This window comes from Pedobacter montanisoli, from assembly GCF_022809115.1.
In the GTDB taxonomy this organism is placed as follows: Bacteria; Bacteroidota; Bacteroidia; order Sphingobacteriales; family Sphingobacteriaceae; genus Pedobacter; species Pedobacter montanisoli.
In genome coordinates, this window is the sequence record NZ_JALGBH010000002.1 from 587,455 (window position 1) to 608,080 (window position 20,626).

The 20,626-nt window shown below is 36.1% G+C and carries 9 protein-coding genes; 8 read left to right on the forward strand and 1 reads right to left on the reverse strand.

The features are described from left to right. Positions 1-68: 68 nt before the first annotated feature. From MMF97_RS10365 to MMF97_RS10400, 8 genes are all read left to right on the forward strand, one after another. Complete coding sequence (locus MMF97_RS10365) at positions 69-6,380, forward strand: hypothetical protein (protein ID WP_243362185.1); 6,312 nt, start codon at positions 69-71, stop codon at positions 6,378-6,380. A gap of 20 nt (positions 6,381-6,400) precedes the next feature. After that, positions 6,401-11,353 (forward strand): hypothetical protein, encoded by a 4,953-nt coding sequence (locus tag MMF97_RS10370; RefSeq protein ID WP_243362187.1) that lies wholly within the window; start codon positions 6,401-6,403, stop codon positions 11,351-11,353. 12 nt (positions 11,354-11,365) lie between these two features. After that, a complete protein-coding gene (locus MMF97_RS10375) occupies positions 11,366-12,709 on the forward strand; it encodes a hypothetical protein (protein ID WP_243362189.1) in 1,344 nt (447 codons plus the stop codon). 3 nt (positions 12,710-12,712) lie between these two features. Next, positions 12,713-13,339 carry a hypothetical protein gene (locus tag MMF97_RS10380; protein WP_243362191.1) on the forward strand — a complete coding sequence of 209 codons (627 nt, stop codon included), beginning with the start codon at positions 12,713-12,715 and terminating at the stop codon, positions 13,337-13,339. A gap of 36 nt (positions 13,340-13,375) precedes the next feature. Then, entirely contained in the window at positions 13,376-15,178 is a 1,803-nt protein-coding gene (locus MMF97_RS10385) for a hypothetical protein (RefSeq protein ID WP_243362193.1), read from the forward strand. Positions 15,179-15,249: 71 nt separating this feature from the next. After that, the gene (locus MMF97_RS10390; RefSeq protein WP_243362195.1) at positions 15,250-17,592 is read left to right on the forward strand and encodes an autotransporter outer membrane beta-barrel domain-containing protein; all 2,343 of its coding nucleotides are present in this window, start codon (positions 15,250-15,252) and stop codon (positions 17,590-17,592) included. 75 nt (positions 17,593-17,667) lie between these two features. Then, entirely contained in the window at positions 17,668-18,738 is a 1,071-nt protein-coding gene (locus MMF97_RS10395; RefSeq protein ID WP_243362197.1) for a hypothetical protein, read from the forward strand. Positions 18,739-19,049: 311 nt separating this feature from the next. Beyond that, on the forward strand, positions 19,050-19,772 hold the full coding sequence (locus MMF97_RS10400; RefSeq protein WP_243362199.1) for an AAA family ATPase: 723 nt from the start codon (positions 19,050-19,052) through the stop codon (positions 19,770-19,772). A gap of 29 nt (positions 19,773-19,801) precedes the next feature. Here MMF97_RS10400 and MMF97_RS10405 read toward each other — a convergent pair whose 3' ends face one another. Beyond that, a complete protein-coding gene (locus MMF97_RS10405) occupies positions 19,802-20,623 on the reverse strand; it encodes a DUF3307 domain-containing protein (RefSeq protein WP_243362200.1) in 822 nt (273 codons plus the stop codon). Positions 20,624-20,626 lie beyond the last annotated feature (3 nt).

Here is a 20,626-nt window from a genome sequence, read left to right on the forward strand (position 1 = left end):
ACTGCCAATACGTACAGTATTAAAACGCCAAACTATTTAAAAGTTTAACGCTATTAAGATAATTTAATATGTCAACCAAACCCGTAAGCCAAAGATATTACCCGGCCCTTTCAGAGCTGATCACGGTAGATGATCTGCCAGATTTTTTGCAATTTGCCGAGACCGGGTTAGAGAATTTGCTGAACCGTATTCACTATAAGAATTTCCAGTTTTCTAAAAGTGCCCGTGGCGATTCTGCTTTTTACAGCTTGGAGATTGTAACCAATAATCTGGGTTTGGATCTGCCTTTTGGTTTACGTTTGGTGCTTAACCCTTCTGCAGATGATGTAAATATTTCTTCTTTTCCTATTTCATTGCAGTACCAATGGGAGTTACTGGCTTTTTTACGCTCTTTTAAATTACAGAATTTTGCCTTTACACCCGAAGCTTTTTTCCAGTTAGGCCTGCGGATATTTAAAATTACCGAAGCTCAGGTAATTGCGCAGACCTTAAATTATTTTGTGGAAAGTGATGAGGGTACAGATGGCAAGTTTCAGGAGCTGATAGATGCTATTAATGATTATTACCCTGCAGCTAACCTGAGTTTACCTACAGGAGAGGAACCAACGGTAGAAATCGTATCTAATCTAATTGCCAATAGCCCTGCTATTCCGGATAGTGTTGCGCAGGTTATGTTTCTGCTCTATGTTTTGCGTACAGATCTTGCAGAAACCAAACGCAACTTGGAGCAATTTTATGCTTTAATGGTACCAGATGGTATTGAGAATTACATCAGAAAACTGCTCAAACCCAAATTGCGTACCACATTAACGCTTTCGGCAGCTATTGAATTTCCAAACAATATTTTAAAACCGGTTACGCAGGCAGGTGTGCCTATTCCCAATACCAGATCGCTCTTTAAATTTGCCGAAGCCACTTTTTATGCAGATACCGAAGCAGGTATAGGTTCAGATATTACCTTAGCAGGATCTTTGTTACCTGCATATCCTGAAGCCTTGCACCAGATAGGCAATACGGGCCTTACCCTAAATTTTGATACGGCTAAATTAGATCTGAGCCGTACCACCAATATTCCTGAAGCCGATGCGGCGGGTTACCCTGCTGATTTTACAGGATTATATGCCAAGCAGGTGGTTTTAGGTCTGCACCGTTTTGGTGCAGAGAGTGCAGATGGAGAAAGTGCACAGATCAGGGCCGAAAATGTTTTTATTGGTACAGGAGGCATATCGGGTTTATTTGCATTAGAAAGTAATGGATTGCTCTGCAGAGACTTTGGCAAATTTAAAGCAGAGCTTAATCTTTTTCAGATGGAGTTTAAAATGGGCTCCATTGTACATTCAGATATTAGAGGAAAACTTACCTTAAATAAATTTAAACAGGACGATCTGCCTGCCGTTATAGATATACAGGCACAGATAAAAAATGATGGTAATTTTAATTTAACTGCAGTATCGCAGGATATCCCGCCAATTAACCTGCTTAATGTACTGGAGATTAAACTCACAAGCCTGCAATTAGGAAAAGAAGATAAAGGATATTATACGGAGGTAGCAGGTGTTTTAGATTTTACTGCCAATATACCTTTAATGGGCAAAGTGCTACCAAAAGGTATAGACATAAACAGGCTGCGGATATGGGATGATGGCAGTATGGAATTTGAGGGCGGAGGTAGTATTAAACTGTCTAAATCTTTCTTCCTGAAAATAGGACCTGTAAAACTGGAAGTAAGCAACATCAGTGTTGCGGCATATAAAGGAAAACATAACGGTGTAGAACGCAGTTACGGATACTTCAGCTTTGATGGTATGGTCAATACCGGTCGTGCAGGTATCAATACTTCTGGTAATGGTATTAAATACTACTTTACCATTGATGATGGTGTTTTCCATTCGTTTTTAAGTGTAGATCGTTTAAATATAGACCTTACCATACCGGGAAATGTATCGAAAGAAAAAGCTGCTTTTATACTGAACGGTTATTTGAGCGCTGCGAACCCGGCAGTAGAAGGTTCGCAGGCTACTACAGAATATGCAGGTGCAATCAGTTTCAGTTTGCCGCGTATGCGTTTGGCCGGAAGCGGAGGTATGCGTTTAAATCCGTCTGTACCTGCATTTATTGTAGATATAGGCATGGAACTGCCTACGCCAATTTTACTGGGGGCAACAGGTTTGGGTATATACGGTTTTAGAGGGCTTATAGGCCAGCATTATTTACCTTCTAAACAGGCTACCACACCACCGCTCGCAGAAAATGCTACATGGTGGCAATATTATAAGGCCAAAAGTACTGTTACAAAACGTGAGGGTATAGAGATTGATAAGTTTGCAAGTAAATCGGGCTTCTCATTAGGAGCAGGCGCTTCTATTGCTACTGCTTTTGATTCGGGTAAGATCTTTTCGAGTAAACTGTTTTTACTACTGGGCCTTCCAGATGTATTTTTATTACAGGGACAAGCCGCTATACTTCGTTCAAGAATTGGATTGACCGATCCAGCAGATCCACCGTTCAGCGCATTTATTTCTATAGATAGTAACGGCTTTGCCGCTGGTTTGGGGGTAGATTACAAACTGCCTGAAGACGGTGGCTTAAACGGAGCTATTTTATCCCTGTCGGGTAAAATGGAACTGGCTTTCTTCTTTAATAATGCTTCAGGATGGTATTTAAATCTGGGTAAAGACCAGCCGGAAAGTGAACGGATCAGGGCACGCATATTAACACTCTTTCAGGGCTATGCTTACCTGATGATTTCATCAAAAGGTTTTAAAGTTGGTGCTGGCGCCCGTTTTGATTTTAACAGAAGTTTTGGCCCTGTAGCATTAGGCTTGGGTGCATGGCTTGATATGGGTGGCTCACTAAGCTTTAAACCAATACAGGTAGGTGCCTTTATACAGGTAGGTGGCTACGTGTATCTGAAAGTATGGAAAGCTAAAATAAGTTTATCTGTACAGCTTGGTCTTGCAGTTGATGCCCCACATCCGTTTGTAATACAGGGTAGTATCCGCATCAGTTTCAAGGTAATTTTTGTAAGATTTAATATTAATCTTGAGCTTACATGGCGTATCAGTTCTAATGATGCACCTTTACGTGAGCCACAACGGGTTATCAATTTACCTGATGGCAATGGATACTTGCCTATAGCAGCAACCAATATCCTTTCTGGTGATATCTTTACTCTGAACTATTTTACCCAACAGATTACCGGAGTTCTTACAGAACCACCAGCCCTTGGAGACCCTGCTTGGAAATATAGCTTTACTGATCCTGAAAAAATTAAGCTGATTACCGTACCCTTAGACAGTTTTATTGACATAGAGTTGCTTAAAGCGGTAAAACCTTCTTTTAACCGTTTGGGTGGAGCAGGAAACCAGTTACCTGAAGGGTATAGTGAACTTATGCCTCCGCAAAGAGGCTTATCTGCACAAGTACGCCATGAATATGATTTGTTGGGCATAGATATTTATTGCTGGGATGAAAGTGCTCTGCATTGGAAACCTTATAATATTTATGAGGCCGTAACTGCCATTGTAAAAGAAAATATAGATCCACATACCAGTCTTCCAATAATTGATCTTAGTAACCTTAAAATTGGTTACTGGCAGTTTGCACAGCCCAACCGCTACAATAAGGTACGTCTGCTTTCACAGAATATGTTTAGCTTCAGCAACCAGTCTGTACAAACTCTGGGCGATTTAGATGGTCTTAATTTCAGGCGTAAAGATCTATTCTGCTTTGAGAACCTGATCAAACAGCATTATATCTCATGGAAAACAGTTGCAGAAGATACTGTTTATCCTGATGAAACTGTTTTTGATCAGGGAGGCAGCTCATTTAGTTTACATGGTGTAAATGCCAAAGTAAGTTATGATACAGATTATGAAGCCCAAGACCTGTTGATTGAAACCTATGGCGGAAAAATTGTTATAAACATACCAGTTCCGGTAAGTTCTTTTAAAATAGAATTCGGTACAAATGAAAACAGGATAAAGGTAGATTTTATAAAGCAAGTAAGAACCAGCAGGCCTGATTTTGACAGCAGATTTACCAGAATAGAAACAACAGATGTTTATATGCAGCCGGTTTATGTAGAAAGAAATCATGATCAGGCTACAGTGGTCTATTCAAATTTAAATAACCCGATAACCCGGGTTGAAATTACATTTGAAAAAGCTCTACAGCTTAATTTTAAAGGCGACTTAAATTTAGGCAGATATTATCAGTTACCTCTTTCTTATGCGGTATCTGAGCATGTTAATGAGAAAGATAAGGCATTGGTTTACTTTAATCTGTTTAATAAAGCTTTTAATCTGCAGGAAGTTATTGCTAAAAATTATAATGACAGTCCGGGAGTTGTAGCCAGCTGGTTATTCAACAGCAATATCGCTACAACAGGTAATTTAATGGCCATTCCATTGGGCAGCCCTGATCTAACACCGGGGTACTTTAGAAACGAGGAAGGTACTGAGCAAATGAGTGAGATCTATCATTACAATTCAAAAGAAGATGCACTGATTGTACCTTATCAACCTGTATTAAAAGTAGAAGAAGGAAACTTTGCGCTTGAAACTACAGTGGTATTTAATCCGTTTAACAAAGGTATAGCCACCTTATTCAGTAAAGTAGAAAAAGATGAATTAACAGGTAATCTTAAAGGATATACTTTACACTTGTTGCAAGAAGATCCGGTATATGACCTTACGGTTTATACTGAAAATACTTTACCGGTATGTGCTTTTTATTTTACCTGTTATAGTGGGCAAAGCTACTCAGGATTTAAAGTATCTACACCTTTAACAGTACATTGTGATACGCAATATATAGAAGGAAAACAGTATAAGAATGTATTGGTTTCTGTAAACAGACAGAATGATTTGCTCGAAATATTTATAGATAAAGAGCAAAAACTGAGTATAGCCATACCAGATGAACTGAAACAGGAAGAGGTACAGATCAGATCTACGCGGTTAAAACAATTATCTTACTTAACAGAAGAACTGCAAAGAAGACAAGAAGAAAATGAGGTTACAGAGCAGAAATTGATTGACGAAATACAATTAATGGGCGATGGGTTGAGCAAGACCATACAACCTGTATGGCGACCAAATACCAACTATGCGGTTGCAGTTAAAACCAGAGATGTGGTAAATGGAAATGTAAATAGTGCTGTAACTTATACACAGGTATATGGTTTTAAAACTGCAGGACCAATTGGTCATTTTCACCAGCAAAGCTCGGTATATGATAAACTGGCAGCAGAAGATAGAGGAGATGAGTTTAAGCTAACCAATTTAAAGAATTACATAGACTATGATCGCTCTTATCCTGATGCGCAAAGCAGGCACGATTTAAGTAAGCCAGTATTTTACCACCAGCCAAAAATAAGATTGTTATTCAATCAACCTTATATCCATGCAATGTATGAGAATTTTGATAGCTATCAGGGGCTGCCAGAAGTAAAAAACAGCTTGGAAATGCAGGTTGTAGATAATTTTGGTACAGTATTGAGTCCGGCTCTGGTTTGGGAACAGCTTCCTGATAAAGAGATCAATATGGGCAATTTCCGTTCTTTACCGGCAGATCAGCAAATCATATTCATGATGAATTTAGCTGCATCGGGTGATAATTGTAATGCAAAGCCTTTAACCATAAACAAACGTACCAAACAAGGCTCTTATCAACTACCTGATTTATATCCTAACAAGCTTTATACAGCGCTCTTTAATGCAAAATATCAGCCACAAGGTTTGCAAGAAAGCGTTGCAGAAGTACACAGATTTAGCTTTATAACATCGAGGTTTTCGAGTTTTGAAGAGCAGGCAGGTAGTTTTATCATAAATGATACTCCGGGAGAAGAAAGTTATGCCATTTATCCACTTTATACCGCTTTTACTGCCAATGAGATTTCAAATGAGATAAAGGTTTTATTGAATAACGATCCAATAGATGCACCTGAAGCGGTAATGCGTTATGCTGTTAAATATGACCGGATAATATATGGAGGATTAAAAATAAAGCATACCGAGATGATTGAACATTCGGTATTTAACATCATCATTAACATAGAACCTGATACACAGAATAAACGCATTTTAGGTTTACTGGTCAGAAATCCTGAGCCATTTAATGATCCGAAATTGCCAGAAGAGCCCTTAAAGAATACCGTAAAAATGCAGGTAACAGAGGATGACGATACGGTAATTGAAGCAGGCGAATTTTTGTACATACACTCCAGAGATACTTCTGCAGTGTTCATTACCAATACAGATATGGAATTACCTGTTGGAAAAGCCCAGTTAACATTTAGATATAAAATGTTTAACGGAGAGAACTATGAAACCGAATATGAAGAGTACATCACTCCACAGTTTGTTTTAAATAAATAAGAATTAAGCCAGATAATTATATGCCTAATAATAACGCCTTTTGTTCAGATTATAGTTCAATTAAGAACTGCCTGGTGGCTATTCAGTTAGCAGCAAGAAATGGAGATTTTAATGATTATCCTGAAGTTTTACAGCGTATTAATTCTTTAGATAGCGATTTTCTGCGTAAGCTTTACCTGCGGGTAATTACCATACTTGGAATATTAAATGGCGAAGAAGGATTTCCTGAAGTAAGAATAGATGGAGATTTTGATGAGCTGGATTTTGATGAGCTGGATTTTTGGGTAGGATTTTCAGACTCTAATATTTCGGGAGATTTTTTTAAACAGGACTTTTTTGAGTTAGATTTCTGGGTAGGGTTTATGGACAGCGAAAACGACGATTATGTTGCTGTATTCCAGACTATATTGAATATTTTCAAAGAATTTTGTATGCGCAGTGATGAATTGGGTGAGTATGAAAAAGCACTGATTGATGCATCATTACAACCATTTTTAGATGCCTTTGCAGAATTACAGAATTTGCTTGAAAGTTTGGGTATAAATCCATGTACAGATTCAGCCTCAAAATATTATAACAATTCAAAAGAGATATTTTTACAGGTTGCCGGATCGGATGGTTTTGACAATATTGCAGAAGGCTTCCATTTAAGATGGAGCTTAGCTGGGGCACTGGCAGAAAACCATTTGCCAAAAGGCGATTATTTTACACAGAATACAAATTCAAATGGCTTTAATAAAAGCAATGATTTTATTAAAGTTTACAGAACCCCATACCAGGATCCGGTAATTGCCATATTAGATTTTGAAACCGTAAGACCGGTAGTTAATTCTGCCAGATTATACTGGACTTATACCATTAATCAAACCGTTAACGGTAAAATTTTCAGCAATCAGGTAAGACTATATTTTACCGATCAGCAAAAATATTATCAGCTGGCTACAACGCTAAGCCCTAACACAGATAGCTTTAATTTTATCAATAACTATGATGCTGTTATAGAGGCAGAAGTTATAGGAAAAACAGGTTTCAGCTTTAATTTTGAGTTGAGTAAAACTACAAGCGGAACATCGGTTCTTAAAGTAGAAGCTCATAATGAGCTAAATGAAAATGCAGACCAGATTAGGCTTACCCAAAATATAAATCAAGGAACAACAAATGCATTCATTACAGGAGATAATATTTCTTTATTAAAGGTCAAAAAATCTGCTGATGTTAAAATACGTAAGTTAAGTTTTGAAACTTATCATGATTTCTATCATAGCAGATCATTAAGTAACTGGCAGGAAATAGGTGATGGTTTTGCATTGGATCTTACAGATACAAAGGTTTTTGAACGTTTGGAGAATGCTTCATATCCTATTGATAATTTGTGGCCACAGTACAATGATGGTACCCGAGTAAAAGTTAATAATTATAAAGATAAATGGTCTGGCGCTTACATCGAACAGATAGATCAGAATGTTAAAGAACTGGTTCAGCTGTATTTAACAAAAAGTGAAACAGATCCCCGTGCTTATTACCGCATTTTTGAAGATGGAACAGATCCTGCACAGGGACAAGATGTAAGCCTACTTGATATTTTAAATTTACAGGCCTTAGATTACCACATGGCCAGAATGCTTGGGCTTGGACATATTGATACACCAGGAGCTGTAGCTCCAGGTCAACAGTACATATACAGAATTTCATATCAGAATAAGAAAACTTTAGGATCTACTGTTGTAACCCAATTTAATTATATGAGTTTACCAGTTTCAAAGCAGGATAAGAGACTGCCTGGTAAACCGGTAATGAGACCTGTAAATTATAATCTGTACGCACAACCCAGTGATTTTGTTTCTTCTTTTGATGAGTATGGTTATGGTAAATTAGATCAGATAAGGGTAGTGAATATAGGCAGGGATTTTTTCAACAGCGAATTGAAAGCGTATGATTTCTTTGCCGATCTGCAACAGTCAGATAATGAAAACTTTTGTCTTGCACCAAAACCTGTATTTTATGGGATAGAATACAGGGCATCAAATAGCACAACTTATGTTAAGCCAGAAATAACTTCTACAGAAGATCCTGCTTTTGGCAAAGTTTATTATGCTTATGACAATGATTTCCCTGTAACAGGCATACCAGAAGTTACAGTTCTTCCTGATGATCCTTATAGTTTATTTGTTCATTTTGAACGGAATCCGGGTGTACATTATTATGCAATTTACGGGGTAAACTGGTTTTCCAGATCATCCGTATTAAGTGATGAAGAACATACAGATGAAACGGTTTTTACGCCAAATAACCAGTTGATACCACCTACAGATTTAGCTGTTCAGTATATACAAAAAGAAGATGAACTTATTTTTACTACCAGCATTGAGCAGGGATGGTATCAAAAAAGAGCATTGCGTTTTCCGGGGCAGGATATAGGGCTTACAAGAATAACTTTCAACTGGCTGGATATAGTCGATGTAAGTTCAATACCAGATATTACACCTCAAACTTTACAGGATGTAGTACGGGCAAATGAAACCAATATATTTTTTAAACCAGCGCTACAGAAGGAAGTAGTAGGAATAATCTCAGATATCAGATCGGTTTCAGGAACTGAAGATCAGCTTCTTTTATATACTTCAGGTTATCAGCTTATTACCGGAGAGTTAAAGAAGCCAACAATTAATAATACTGATCTGAATAGGTTTACAGGAAGTATTTTATCTACTAATGAAGGACAGTTTAAAGTACTTAGTGTATATAATGATGCCAATGATTTACCTGTAATTACCATTGAAAAGCTTTATAAAATTATAAGAACAGAAGAAGATGAAGAAGAAGGAATGTATGGGGCTTATAAAGAATATACTGTACCGGTTATAGGCAGCAGGTTTTCGTTAGTAGAAAATCTGGGAAATGAAAATAACTGGTTTAAACTCAACGAAAAAATACAGCTGGTAAGTTATGCAGATGAACAAAATCCGGTTATAGAAGTTGAAAGTGCTGAAGGTGGAGACAGCAGATTTTGGGTAGGCGGAATTCATGGGAATGCTATTATTACTAAAGTTACCCATGTTGATGAGCCATTTGATGGTTATTACCAAATCAGCTTCGATCAGACGGCGTTACCAGATCATCCGCAGGTTAATATTCCATATGATCCACAGCAACCAGATCAGAATGAGCCGGGATCCTTACATGGCCCACATGTAGAATGGTATGGTGGAGTAGTGCGTATTGATATGAATGAAGGTACAGAAAAGAAACTCTTACAAGTACTTATTTTACAACAGAACAACCCGTTAAAACTCTATGTATATGATGCTGGTTACGCTACAAATCCAATAAAATTTTCAGCAACGGAAACAGATTATATACAGGTAAATTATCATCCGGGTTACAGAGCTTATTTGTTTGCAGAGCCAGAACCTGTTTATCAATTTAATGCACAGCATATTTTGCCTGGAGAAGATGATAATGATAAACGTACTTTAATGGCGATACAAACAGTTTGTACTTCATTAAATTACACATCTTCGGTTTCAACACCTGCAGTGTTGCTGGCCAGAAATATATACGAACCTAAACAACCTGATACACCTGTAGCTGCAGGGTTAAAAGTAAGACCAGATGCAACCAAGAAAGCTGCATTTACTTTTGATATGCGCATTCCGCCAGAACAGGGAGCCGCCCGAAAACCTTTTGGTTTTATGTTTTACCGCACTTCTCATCAGCAGGTTTTATCGGCTTTATATGAACCACAAACTATTGATGCAATCTTAGCAGATTTAGCATCTTTGAGTAGTGACCTCTATTACAATCAGCGTTATCTGGATATGGTTCATTTGGATTTTGAGAATCAGACTACATTGCAGTTTAAAGTATATAATGCCGAACCTCAGCCTTATGGTTTTCCTTCTCCAGATAAAGCAGGTTTGATTGAAGTGGGTGATACAACAGAACAAAAGATGGCGAAATTACAAGCAGCTGTTTTTAGTACATTGTTGCCTTTAACCGAACAACCGCCCATATTAAGGTATCTTGAAGAAGGCCTGCAAACTTCAAATCAAATTCCTGTTATAAGAGATGCTGATGGTAATCTTTTAGATCCTGGCGATCCAAGATTTAAACCTTTTCCAATGGTGAGGTATTATACAAAAGATACCGATGTTAATGCTACATACATCCGATTTACAGATTATCTACTCGATTCTTCTTATAGAGATCTTTATTTTTATGCAGGTGTTGAGGTTAATAATTTATTAAATTATGGCCCTTTAAGCCCTTTCTTAGGACTTGTAGAAGTTCTTCAAACAACGCCTGCTCTTCCACCTGTAATTCAGTCATATACTTTTGTTCCAGCTACTGTATTGTCTGATAATGATATAACCGTACAAATAAAAATAGCTTTAATACCAGAAGTTGAGCATATAAGCAAATTAAGAATATACAGGACGGCGGAATTAAGCCATACGCTGTCTGTAATACAGATGGAATATAGTTTTGATGTTGATATAGACCCGTTGCAGGAAGAAAGCTATGAAATTACAGATGACTTTTCAGGTATTGAAAACATTCCTTTAGGCAAAACCATGTATTATCGTGTAGCAGGAATAAGGATCATAAACAATGAAGAAGGAGAAAATGAAGAAATCCTGTCTTATCCTTCAGAATTATTTGAAGTACAGCTTATTGATTTAAGAAGCCCGGATGCGCCTTTGCTGGTATATGATGACCAGCAAAATAAAATCTCATGGAATGCCACTACAGATACAGGTAGCTATTACCTGTATAAACAAAATAATAGGGGTAACTGGGAGCATATTTATTCTGTATTACCACCTTTAACCAATGCGCAGATGGATTATGAAATACCAGCTCCTTTAAATTTTACGGATGAAGATGGAGATAGAATCTATCACCGCTTTAAGGTGCAGGTAGAAAATCTATCAGGAAGAATGAATATTATAGAAAATGAATTAACCATTTAATGAAAAACAGCTATGGCACAAATTCCACCAATTTCAGATGCATATATTGATGATATCATTAAATCATACGGGCCTTATATTGATGCAATTAATAAAACCCAGGGCATTAAATTTCGTGAGCTGATTAAACGGTTAAGAGATTATTTTGAACAGGAAATTCCTAAAAATACCTCACAATTAGTCAATGATTCTAATTATGTAACTAGCCCATTAATTAGTGGTTTGCCAGAAGAGAGCGGCTCGAGACGACCTTTTATCATCAGGGCTTTAACCAGCTATAATCCTGACGAGATTTTTGGAATAGACAACCAGCCGCTTCATGTGATGTTGGTTGCAACAGAGCTTATTGCTGGTAAGGAAACGGTTACCCAGTTAAAAATCAGTGATGGTATTACGGCTTTTAAGAATTTGAAAAATTTAATTGGAGGTGGCGGATCTGGTGAAAATGGATTACAACCTTCTATTTCTTTAACCTATACTCAATTAAGAAACTTAAAAGATAATGCCTTATTGGTTCCGGGTCAAAAGTATATTATCAATGATTTTCAAAGCACATTTAATGAATGTGAACTTTTATATGATAACGTTACCAAGATTAACAGTTTAAATTTTACCGATAATGTTTATTCAGGAGACGTTGAGCCAATTATTGTAACTGCTGCAGGAGTAGATACATTAGAACCTTTGGCATACTCTACCATTTATCCTGAACACATATTAGAATATACAACAGATAATTTATTACAAGAAGTTTTAGCTTCCACTAAAGGTACGATTTTATATAGGCGCGATGTTTCAAGAAATAACTATTTCTCTCTAGATATGGTTGCGTTAAAGTATAAATATAATGAAACCGAATGCAATGCTGTAGATTTCAATGGTTGTTATAACACTACCATACTTGCTATTAGTGCAAGATATCTAAATAGGTATATGTTTATTGTAAGGGGATGGGGGGTAGATAATGCTAGTGTTTCTGTAAATTCACACTTTGTAGTATGCAATATTTCTGATACAGAAATTATCAATTCGTATTGTATTGCTCCTTTTGTGAACATGCATAATTGCAAAATAAATGGATTGTTTAATTTTAATAAATCTAGCGATTCTATTTTTAATAACCTTTCCAATCTTGAAATAACAGCGGATTATAATACTAGTGCAAGTATAGTTAATGCATTAAATAATTATTTATTGGACGGTCATGTTTTGCCGGGGAGAAATATTCCTAAACCATATAAACTACTTACGGTATTTGACCGTTTGGTATCACCTGCTGAATATAAAAATTATATATTATCTGTGGATGTTGTTACAGGTAATCCTATAGCTATCCCATTGTTTGAAAGTCCTTGATGTATGGTGATTAACGTAATAAGTGTAAATGAAAATGAGGGACAAAAGCGGCAAAAGGATTTAGTTCATCATTTAGAAGGGAGTGGGTTAAAAATTAAATTTTATATAGGTAAGAGAACTGTAAATGGATATGACAGTGCATTTAAAAGTATAAAAATGCTTATTCAAGACAACCTTGATAAAGATCATCTACTTTTTGGGGAGGATGATTTAATACTAACGAAAACATTCAGTATGGAACGTTTGGAACATTATATAGAACTAGGATACAAAAAAGGATATGATATTATAGCTACGGGTTCTTGGGAAGGGTATGGCTATGAATTGAACGATCCGGATTTATTGGATGTATTGAGATTTAGAGGAACTCAACTTTTAGTCATTTACAAAAATGCTTATAAACGTATTCTGGAGGCTGAAGAATGCAACTACTTTGACGATTTTTTAAGTTTTGTACGTCCAAGATTAAAAGTAGGTTTAACCTATCCTTTTTTATCAAAACAAAGAACCGATATTCCTTCAATGTTGGTAGCAGGAGGAAGTAATTTTAATCATCTGTTTGATGTAGAAGAAAATAGAATAAAAGAATTAATTAAAAATCAGACAGAAAAATATTTAAGTAACAATTAAAATCTTATTTCATAATAAAGCTCTAAAACAATTCATATGGCACAAATACCACCAATTACAGATAGTTATATTGATGAGATCATCAAATCGCAGGGCGCTTATATTGAGGGGATTAACAAAACACAAGGCATTAAGTTGCGTGAGCTGATTAAGCGGTTAAATAATTATTTTGAGCAGGAAATTCCCAAAAACACATCGCAACTGATTAATGATTCTAATTATGTAACCAACCCATTAATTAGTGGTTTGCCAGAAGAGAATAACTCTAAAAGACCATTTATAATCAGATCTTTAGCTAATTACAATCCTGATGAGGTCTTTGGAACAGGTACGCAGCCGCTTCATGTTATGCTGATTGCAACAGAGTTGATTGCTGGTAAGGAAACAGTTACCCAGTTAAAAATTAGTGATGGTGTTACGGCTTTTAAAGACTTGAAGAATTTAGTAGGATCTTCTGCTGGTAATTTTGTAACTCTAGATACATTTCAGACAATATCCGAAGGCAAAATATTTCAGGGTGATAATTGGGAAGTAGAAACATTGATTAATAAAAATGGAGCTACTTTTAATGGTACTGAGGATGGGTTGTATAATAGAATTTCGTCCTATGGTATGGGTATAATTACGGAGCTTTCTGATACCTCTACTGCTGGGTATTATAATGACCAATTATGGATTCATCATAGTACTAATAATACCAATGTTGCTTTAAAAGCAGAAGGTTTAGAAATTAAGAAAGATAATGAAAGTATCTTCTGTAAGAGAGATAGTATAGTATTTACAGGTACTAATGAAAAGAAAACTACTGTAAAACCTGGTGTACTAACGGATGATATAGAAATAAGTTTTCCTTCTGAAAGTGGAAAATTGGCATTAAAAACGGATATTCCTACACCTGTTGATATAAGTGGAAAGGCAAATGATGCAGATGTATTACATAAAACAGGCAATTTGAATGAAAGTATTACGGGTAAAAAGACATTTCAGCAGGCTCCTGCTTTAGAAAGCCTTACAGGTAATCGTATGCTTTCACTCTCTGCTACTAAAGAAATTGAAAGTTTCTATGAAATAACTCAGCCGGTTATTAGTAATGCTACTATTATTACACAATTAACCACTGCCGCAAACTGGAATGCTTCTGATGTATATACAGGAACAGCTATAACAGGCGCATACCAAATGCAATTTTATGCTGATGCTAATTACTGGTATTACTTCTATAACGATACAACGCCTATAAGAATAGCCAGAAGAGCTACTCAGCTCGCAGCCACTGATACAGAAGCACAAGCTGGTACAGTTACAAACAAGTATCTTACACCTGCTAACTGGGGCTATCTAAAAGGTATTGTAAATAATATTACGGCTTTATGGCAGTTTACAGTAGGCATAGGAATTGGTATAGCGGGGGTAACGAGCTCTTTCTTAAAACTTGCCGCTAATACCACAGCTAAATCGCAGGTAAATCTAACACCATCTGCCACAGATGTTACTTCTCCTGTAAATGGAGATGTATGGAACAATGCCGGAGAATTGAAATTAATGGAGAACTCCATTGTAAACAGAATGGTTAAACTTTACAATAATGAACTTTTAAAATCTGATGGTAATTACATCCTAATGTCTAATCAATACGGTGATTTAAGTAATTCGGTTAAAGTAGCAGAGAGATGGGTTTATGATAGCGATGTAATTTCTGCAATTACAGGAGCAAGTTGGTCTTCAAATAGAGCCAATATCACCCCAGCAAATAATAAGGTTATGTATAAAGGTCAAAGATATGACGATGGTACTTATACTTATGAAGCAACAGAAGATAATTATTTAAGGAGATGGTAACCAGACAAAAATAATTCAAACAAACCAGGCAAACTAAAAAATCTATAACTAAAAGCTTTAAAATAATTCATATGGCACAAATTCCACCAATTTTAGATGAGTATATTGACGAGGTCATCAAATCTTCAGGCGACTATGTGGCGACTAAAAACAAAACACAAGGAATAAAACTTCGTGAGCTGATTAAAAAGCTGCGGGATTATTTTGAACAGGAAATACCTAAAAAAACTTCTGATCTTATTAATGATTCTGATTTCGTAGTTCAGGATTTTTTGAAAGAGCTGCCAGAAGAAGGAAATTCCAAAAGACCGTTTATCATTAGGCCGCTAGTTAATTTTGATCCTGAGCAGGTATTTGGTACTAACGGACAACCCGTACATATGATGCTTATCGCTACAGAAGAGGTAAATGGAAAGATTGTACCAATACAGATGAAAATAGCGGATGGCGTAACTCCGTTTAAAGATTTAAAAAATTTAATCCACCAACCTGATCAAAGTGTTTCAAAAGAAGGAGATAACATGACGGGTAGCTTAATACTAACCCAATACGATCCTTTGCCAAATGCTTACGGTACTATAACTTTAGATATTAGGGATGCATTTAATCCGCAAATCCAAGTTACCAATGGAGATGGCTACTTTACTCGTGTAGCTTATCAGAGTATTGAATTTGGAGTAAGTTCTTGGGATGGTTTAGCAGATGATTATATTAGTGCCAAAATAATACCTGCTTATGGATCAAGAGATATTTATGCAGAACTTCCTGATGAATCAGGAAAACTAGCATTAACATCTCAAATTCCAAATATATCGGGTAAACTAGATAAAATAACTACTTCAACTGCTAAAACTCAGTTATATGCAAAAAAAGCAGATGGATCTCAAGAGATGTTAGATGTAGATGCATTGGGTTTAACAGAAACAGATACTTCTATCCCTACATCGAAACTGGTAAAAATTAAATTAGACGAAGTACTCAATCAAAAAGGACAAGCATTAGGACTGGCTACATTAGATAATGCAGGAAAAGTGCCAGTTTCACAGCTACCTGATGCTATTTTAGGTGCTTTGCAATTTCAGTCGCAATGGAATGCTTCTACAAATACACCTGCAATCCCTGCTGTTTCTGCACAAAATAAAGGGCATTTCTATATTACACAAACAGCAGGCGTTTACAATAGCATTAGCTATAATGTGGGCGATTGGATTTTATCTAATGGGACGGCTTGGGAGAAAATCTCAAATTCAGATACTGTTATTTCTGTATTTGGAAGGATAGGAAATGTGGTAGCTGTTGCCGGAGATTACACCTCAGATCAGATTCTTAATCAATCCAGCATCTCTGGAAATTATATAACTGATGCTTTGGAACAATTAAATAATAGTAAAGCAGCGGATGCTAATGTAGTGCATAAAACCGGAGATGAATATATTAATGGCAATAAGGTATTTGAATCATTTCAGGTTGAGGCTGTTAAAATTACCAATACAACATTTCAGCCAGGAGACGGCGATCCGGATGATACATATGATCAGAAATTGCAAAGAAAAAATGGGACTATTGCTTTACTAGCTGATATTCCTAATCTAAGTAGGTATGCTGATTTGTATGCTAATAATGTCTTTAGTGGAACTGCAGCCTTTAATGCAAATGTATATACTTATTATCTCTATTCTAAAAATGGATATGGAATAACAGATACTGCTGGAGCAATGGCGTTTAGAATTGCAACAGAAGCAAGTAATGGAAGTACGTTATTCAGAACGGTCAGATCAAATGGAGATTTTATTACTTCCTTTACTGTTAATAGAGATTCTGCCAATATTACTTTTACTTCTATTCCTAACGTTAATGGAGATTTATTAGCTGTCAAATCTGATATACCAGGCCCTATTGATATAAGTGGTAAAGCTAATTTAGCTGGAGACAATACATTTACAGGGGATAGCAATACATTCCCCAGCATCACTACAAATATGTTGAGTGTGTTAGATGATATTTATGGCAGTTATATTGAAGGCCAGAACCTTAGTGTTTCAGGGGGTAATGTAGATATTGCCGATGCAAACGTGCTCAACTTTTCTAGGCCTATTAAAAAAGTTAACTATGCTACCAACAACTTTCATTATGATGTAGATGGTAAGATAGATCATACTATTTTAATTGATGGAAGTGGTAATGCTGGTACTATGACTCTTCCTGATGCGAGGAATATAAAAGGTAGAATTTTCATTCTCAAGGCTATCGGAACAGCAAGCGTATTAGTTTCTGTAGATGGAGTAGGTGGGCAATTTGAAGATAATGGAACAATTATAGTTGGGCCTACTACCAGTAGTGGGGTTTATAAGTGTGTCACAGTTCAAGCTGCTGGTGATGGAAGCAATATGTACTATATAATTGGACAATTTTAATTACAGGATTAAAACTCATCAAAACAAAAAATGCATAATGTACATCACCATTCATTTCACTAAATATATACGCCAATGTCAACATGTTTTTTAGGACCTCCATTTAACATTAGCGGGAACAGATTTCTGCCTGAGGATACTTTTAGCTTTACCTTAGAATTTGATAATCCTTCAGATCAAAATGATATTCTCGCTTATGAATGGTATCTGGATAATGTTTTAATGATAGAGGAGGGATCAATTCAGGTTACTGCGAAAGCTTTGACTGGTAAACATTTTATAGGAGTAAGGGTTTTAAACAATCAGGGATGGTCTGGCCTTAAAGAATTTGATTTTTATACAAATGTAATGCCTGATTTATTAGTGGTTGAAGGCCCGGATACTGTGAATGAAGGAGATGTTGCCACGTATGAAGCTTATCTTCATTTTGGGAATCAGGAGATTGTAAAAGTTACAGATAAAGCAGTTTTTAGCATCAATACAGGAGGGACATTTGATTCTAATTTATTAACGACGTATAATGATGTAACGAGTTTTGAAGATAAAAACGCAGTAGTTACAGCTTCAGTGTACAATGTATCCGGAACTAAAAACTTAACCATATTAAATACAACCAAAAAATATCCTGCTGTATTGGTAGTTGATATTTTTGACGTAAGCACTTTAAATATAGGGGCTTTAATTGCTAATCCTGATGTCAATAATGGTCAGGTATTGGCTTATACAGGTAATAATTTTATACCCGCAAATGCTACTCCAAATGACGCCCTTATACTGGCTTCTGATTATATAAATAATGGCAGTTCTTTAAAATGGCGATTTCAGTTCAACATTTTAAAAATCGTTAACCAATATCCCAATATAAAAGATTTTGTTTTTGAAGTGAGAGCAAGATCAAATTCTGCCAGAATTTTATATGGAGCCTATGGATTAAAAACTTATGATACTAAAATGGTTATGTATGGCGCACCAGGTTCTTTTATTCCAACGGTAACAGGAGGTGGTAATGTTGGAGGCCCTGTAAATTACCAGACTTCGGTAAGTGCTGGTGCAAACGGTAACTATAACAAAGATTATTTGCTTACTATTCTTAAGTTTAATTTCAATGTTCAGAATTCTATTCTAACTGTAACAAAGAATAGTTAGAGAAAATCATAGAAACATTAAAGCCTCTTTAACGTAAAGAGGCTTTGTTTTAAATCACTTCCAAAACTTTCTTGTAGCAGCCACACATAAAATAACGCCCAAGGTAACTGTTAATACAGAATGTTTACTTTACAAGATCAATTTCAAAATTGAATGCGCCTTTGTATGGGTTTACCCTGGACAGACGAGCTAAAACTGAAATTAACAATTGAGAAACTTGGCTAGGCTATGTAAGAGCAAACCTTACAAATCAAATCTTTGGGATAGCACTTATTTATAGATATTTTTGCTGCATTTAAAGACCTAAAAGAATGAATGTTTTTGACCTGATCATCAATGACAAAGAAACAGTAGCTTTAGAGGATGTTTTTCTGCACAAGGAAAATCAACTGAGTATTACGCAACTGATCAAAGAATATAAATATGTAAATGAGCTTACGCATTATGGATTACCTGTAAATAATAAGATTTTATTGGAAGGGAACTCAGGCTGCGGTAAAACCATGACCGCTAAGGCTATTGCCCATAAACTGGGTAAAAAAATATTGGTGCTCAATCTCAGTAACGTAATCTGCTCTCGCATTGGCGAAACATCGCAAAATATTAAACAAGTATTTGATAAGGCTGCAAAAGAACAGTCGGTTTTATTTTTAGATGAATTTGATCAGATTGGTAAGGCCAGAGGAAGTGAAGATAAAGATGTAGGAGAGATGCGAAGATTGGTTAATACCATTATTCAGCTGATCGATTATTTTCCAGCTAATGCTTTACTGATCTGTGCTACCAATCATCCCGAAATTATTGATGTGGCTTTATTGAGGAGATTTCAATTGAGCATTCAGTTTGAAATGCCAAATGATACGGTTTTAGATAAATATTATGATAAGTTACTGACTCCTTTTCCTGAAAATGTACAGCAGATCCAACGTAAATATGCCATTTCTTTTGCCGAAGCCAAAGATTACATCTATACAGCAGTAAAATCTATATTGATTGAAGAATGGGAGCAAAAAGAAAATAGTATAGCCGTATGAATAGATAGTTATTATTGCAACGAATCTCTTTAGCCCATTGCCATCTTCATAATTACCCCAATCATTGCAGAAGTAGCAAAACTAACCAAGGTTCCCACTAAAATATATTCGGTTTTTAACTGGGTATTGGTTTCTTTTTCGCTAAATCTTAAAATTGATTTGGCTGTCATTAAAAAGCCTATGGCAGAATATTGTTGCATGAGTACAAAGGTTAGAATGAGCACTCTTTCACAGATGCCGATCCATTTACCTGCATTGGCTAATCCAACGTCCTGCTCTTCGTTGCTTTTGGTAATGATAGAAATTTCTTCCCTAAGCTCCTCATCTGATTTTTCTGCCTCCTGATTTTCCAGATGGGCTATCGCTACTTGCCTTTTTTCTCTGCTGATCTGATCTCGCCATTTCTGTGTTGCTTTTCCAATGATGATACCTAATGGAAAACTTACAAACGTATATCCGGCTGTTATGATCCAGAATCTGTTGTTTCTGGTAACGGTTTCTATAAATGGACATATTTCAGTCCACTTATTTTCTATAGATAGCCAAAGTATTACAATTACCAGTAAATGAGCCATCTGGTCTGCTATAAAATAACTGAATTTGTTCTTGTCGGCCTTTGATTTGAGGTAATCTATCAATAAGTGCGAACTAAAAATAACTACAGGAATAACCCAGTTATTGTATAACCCAGATAAGATATAAGCTACAAGCGTGGTAATGAACACATGGAGATAAAGCTTTGAAGATTTACCTCTTTTTTCTTCACGGTCGGTTACCCAACTTTTGGGTTGCAATATAAAATCGGTGAGCAGGTGTGCAACGAGTAATCTCAGTAGTAAATTTAGTTCCATTAT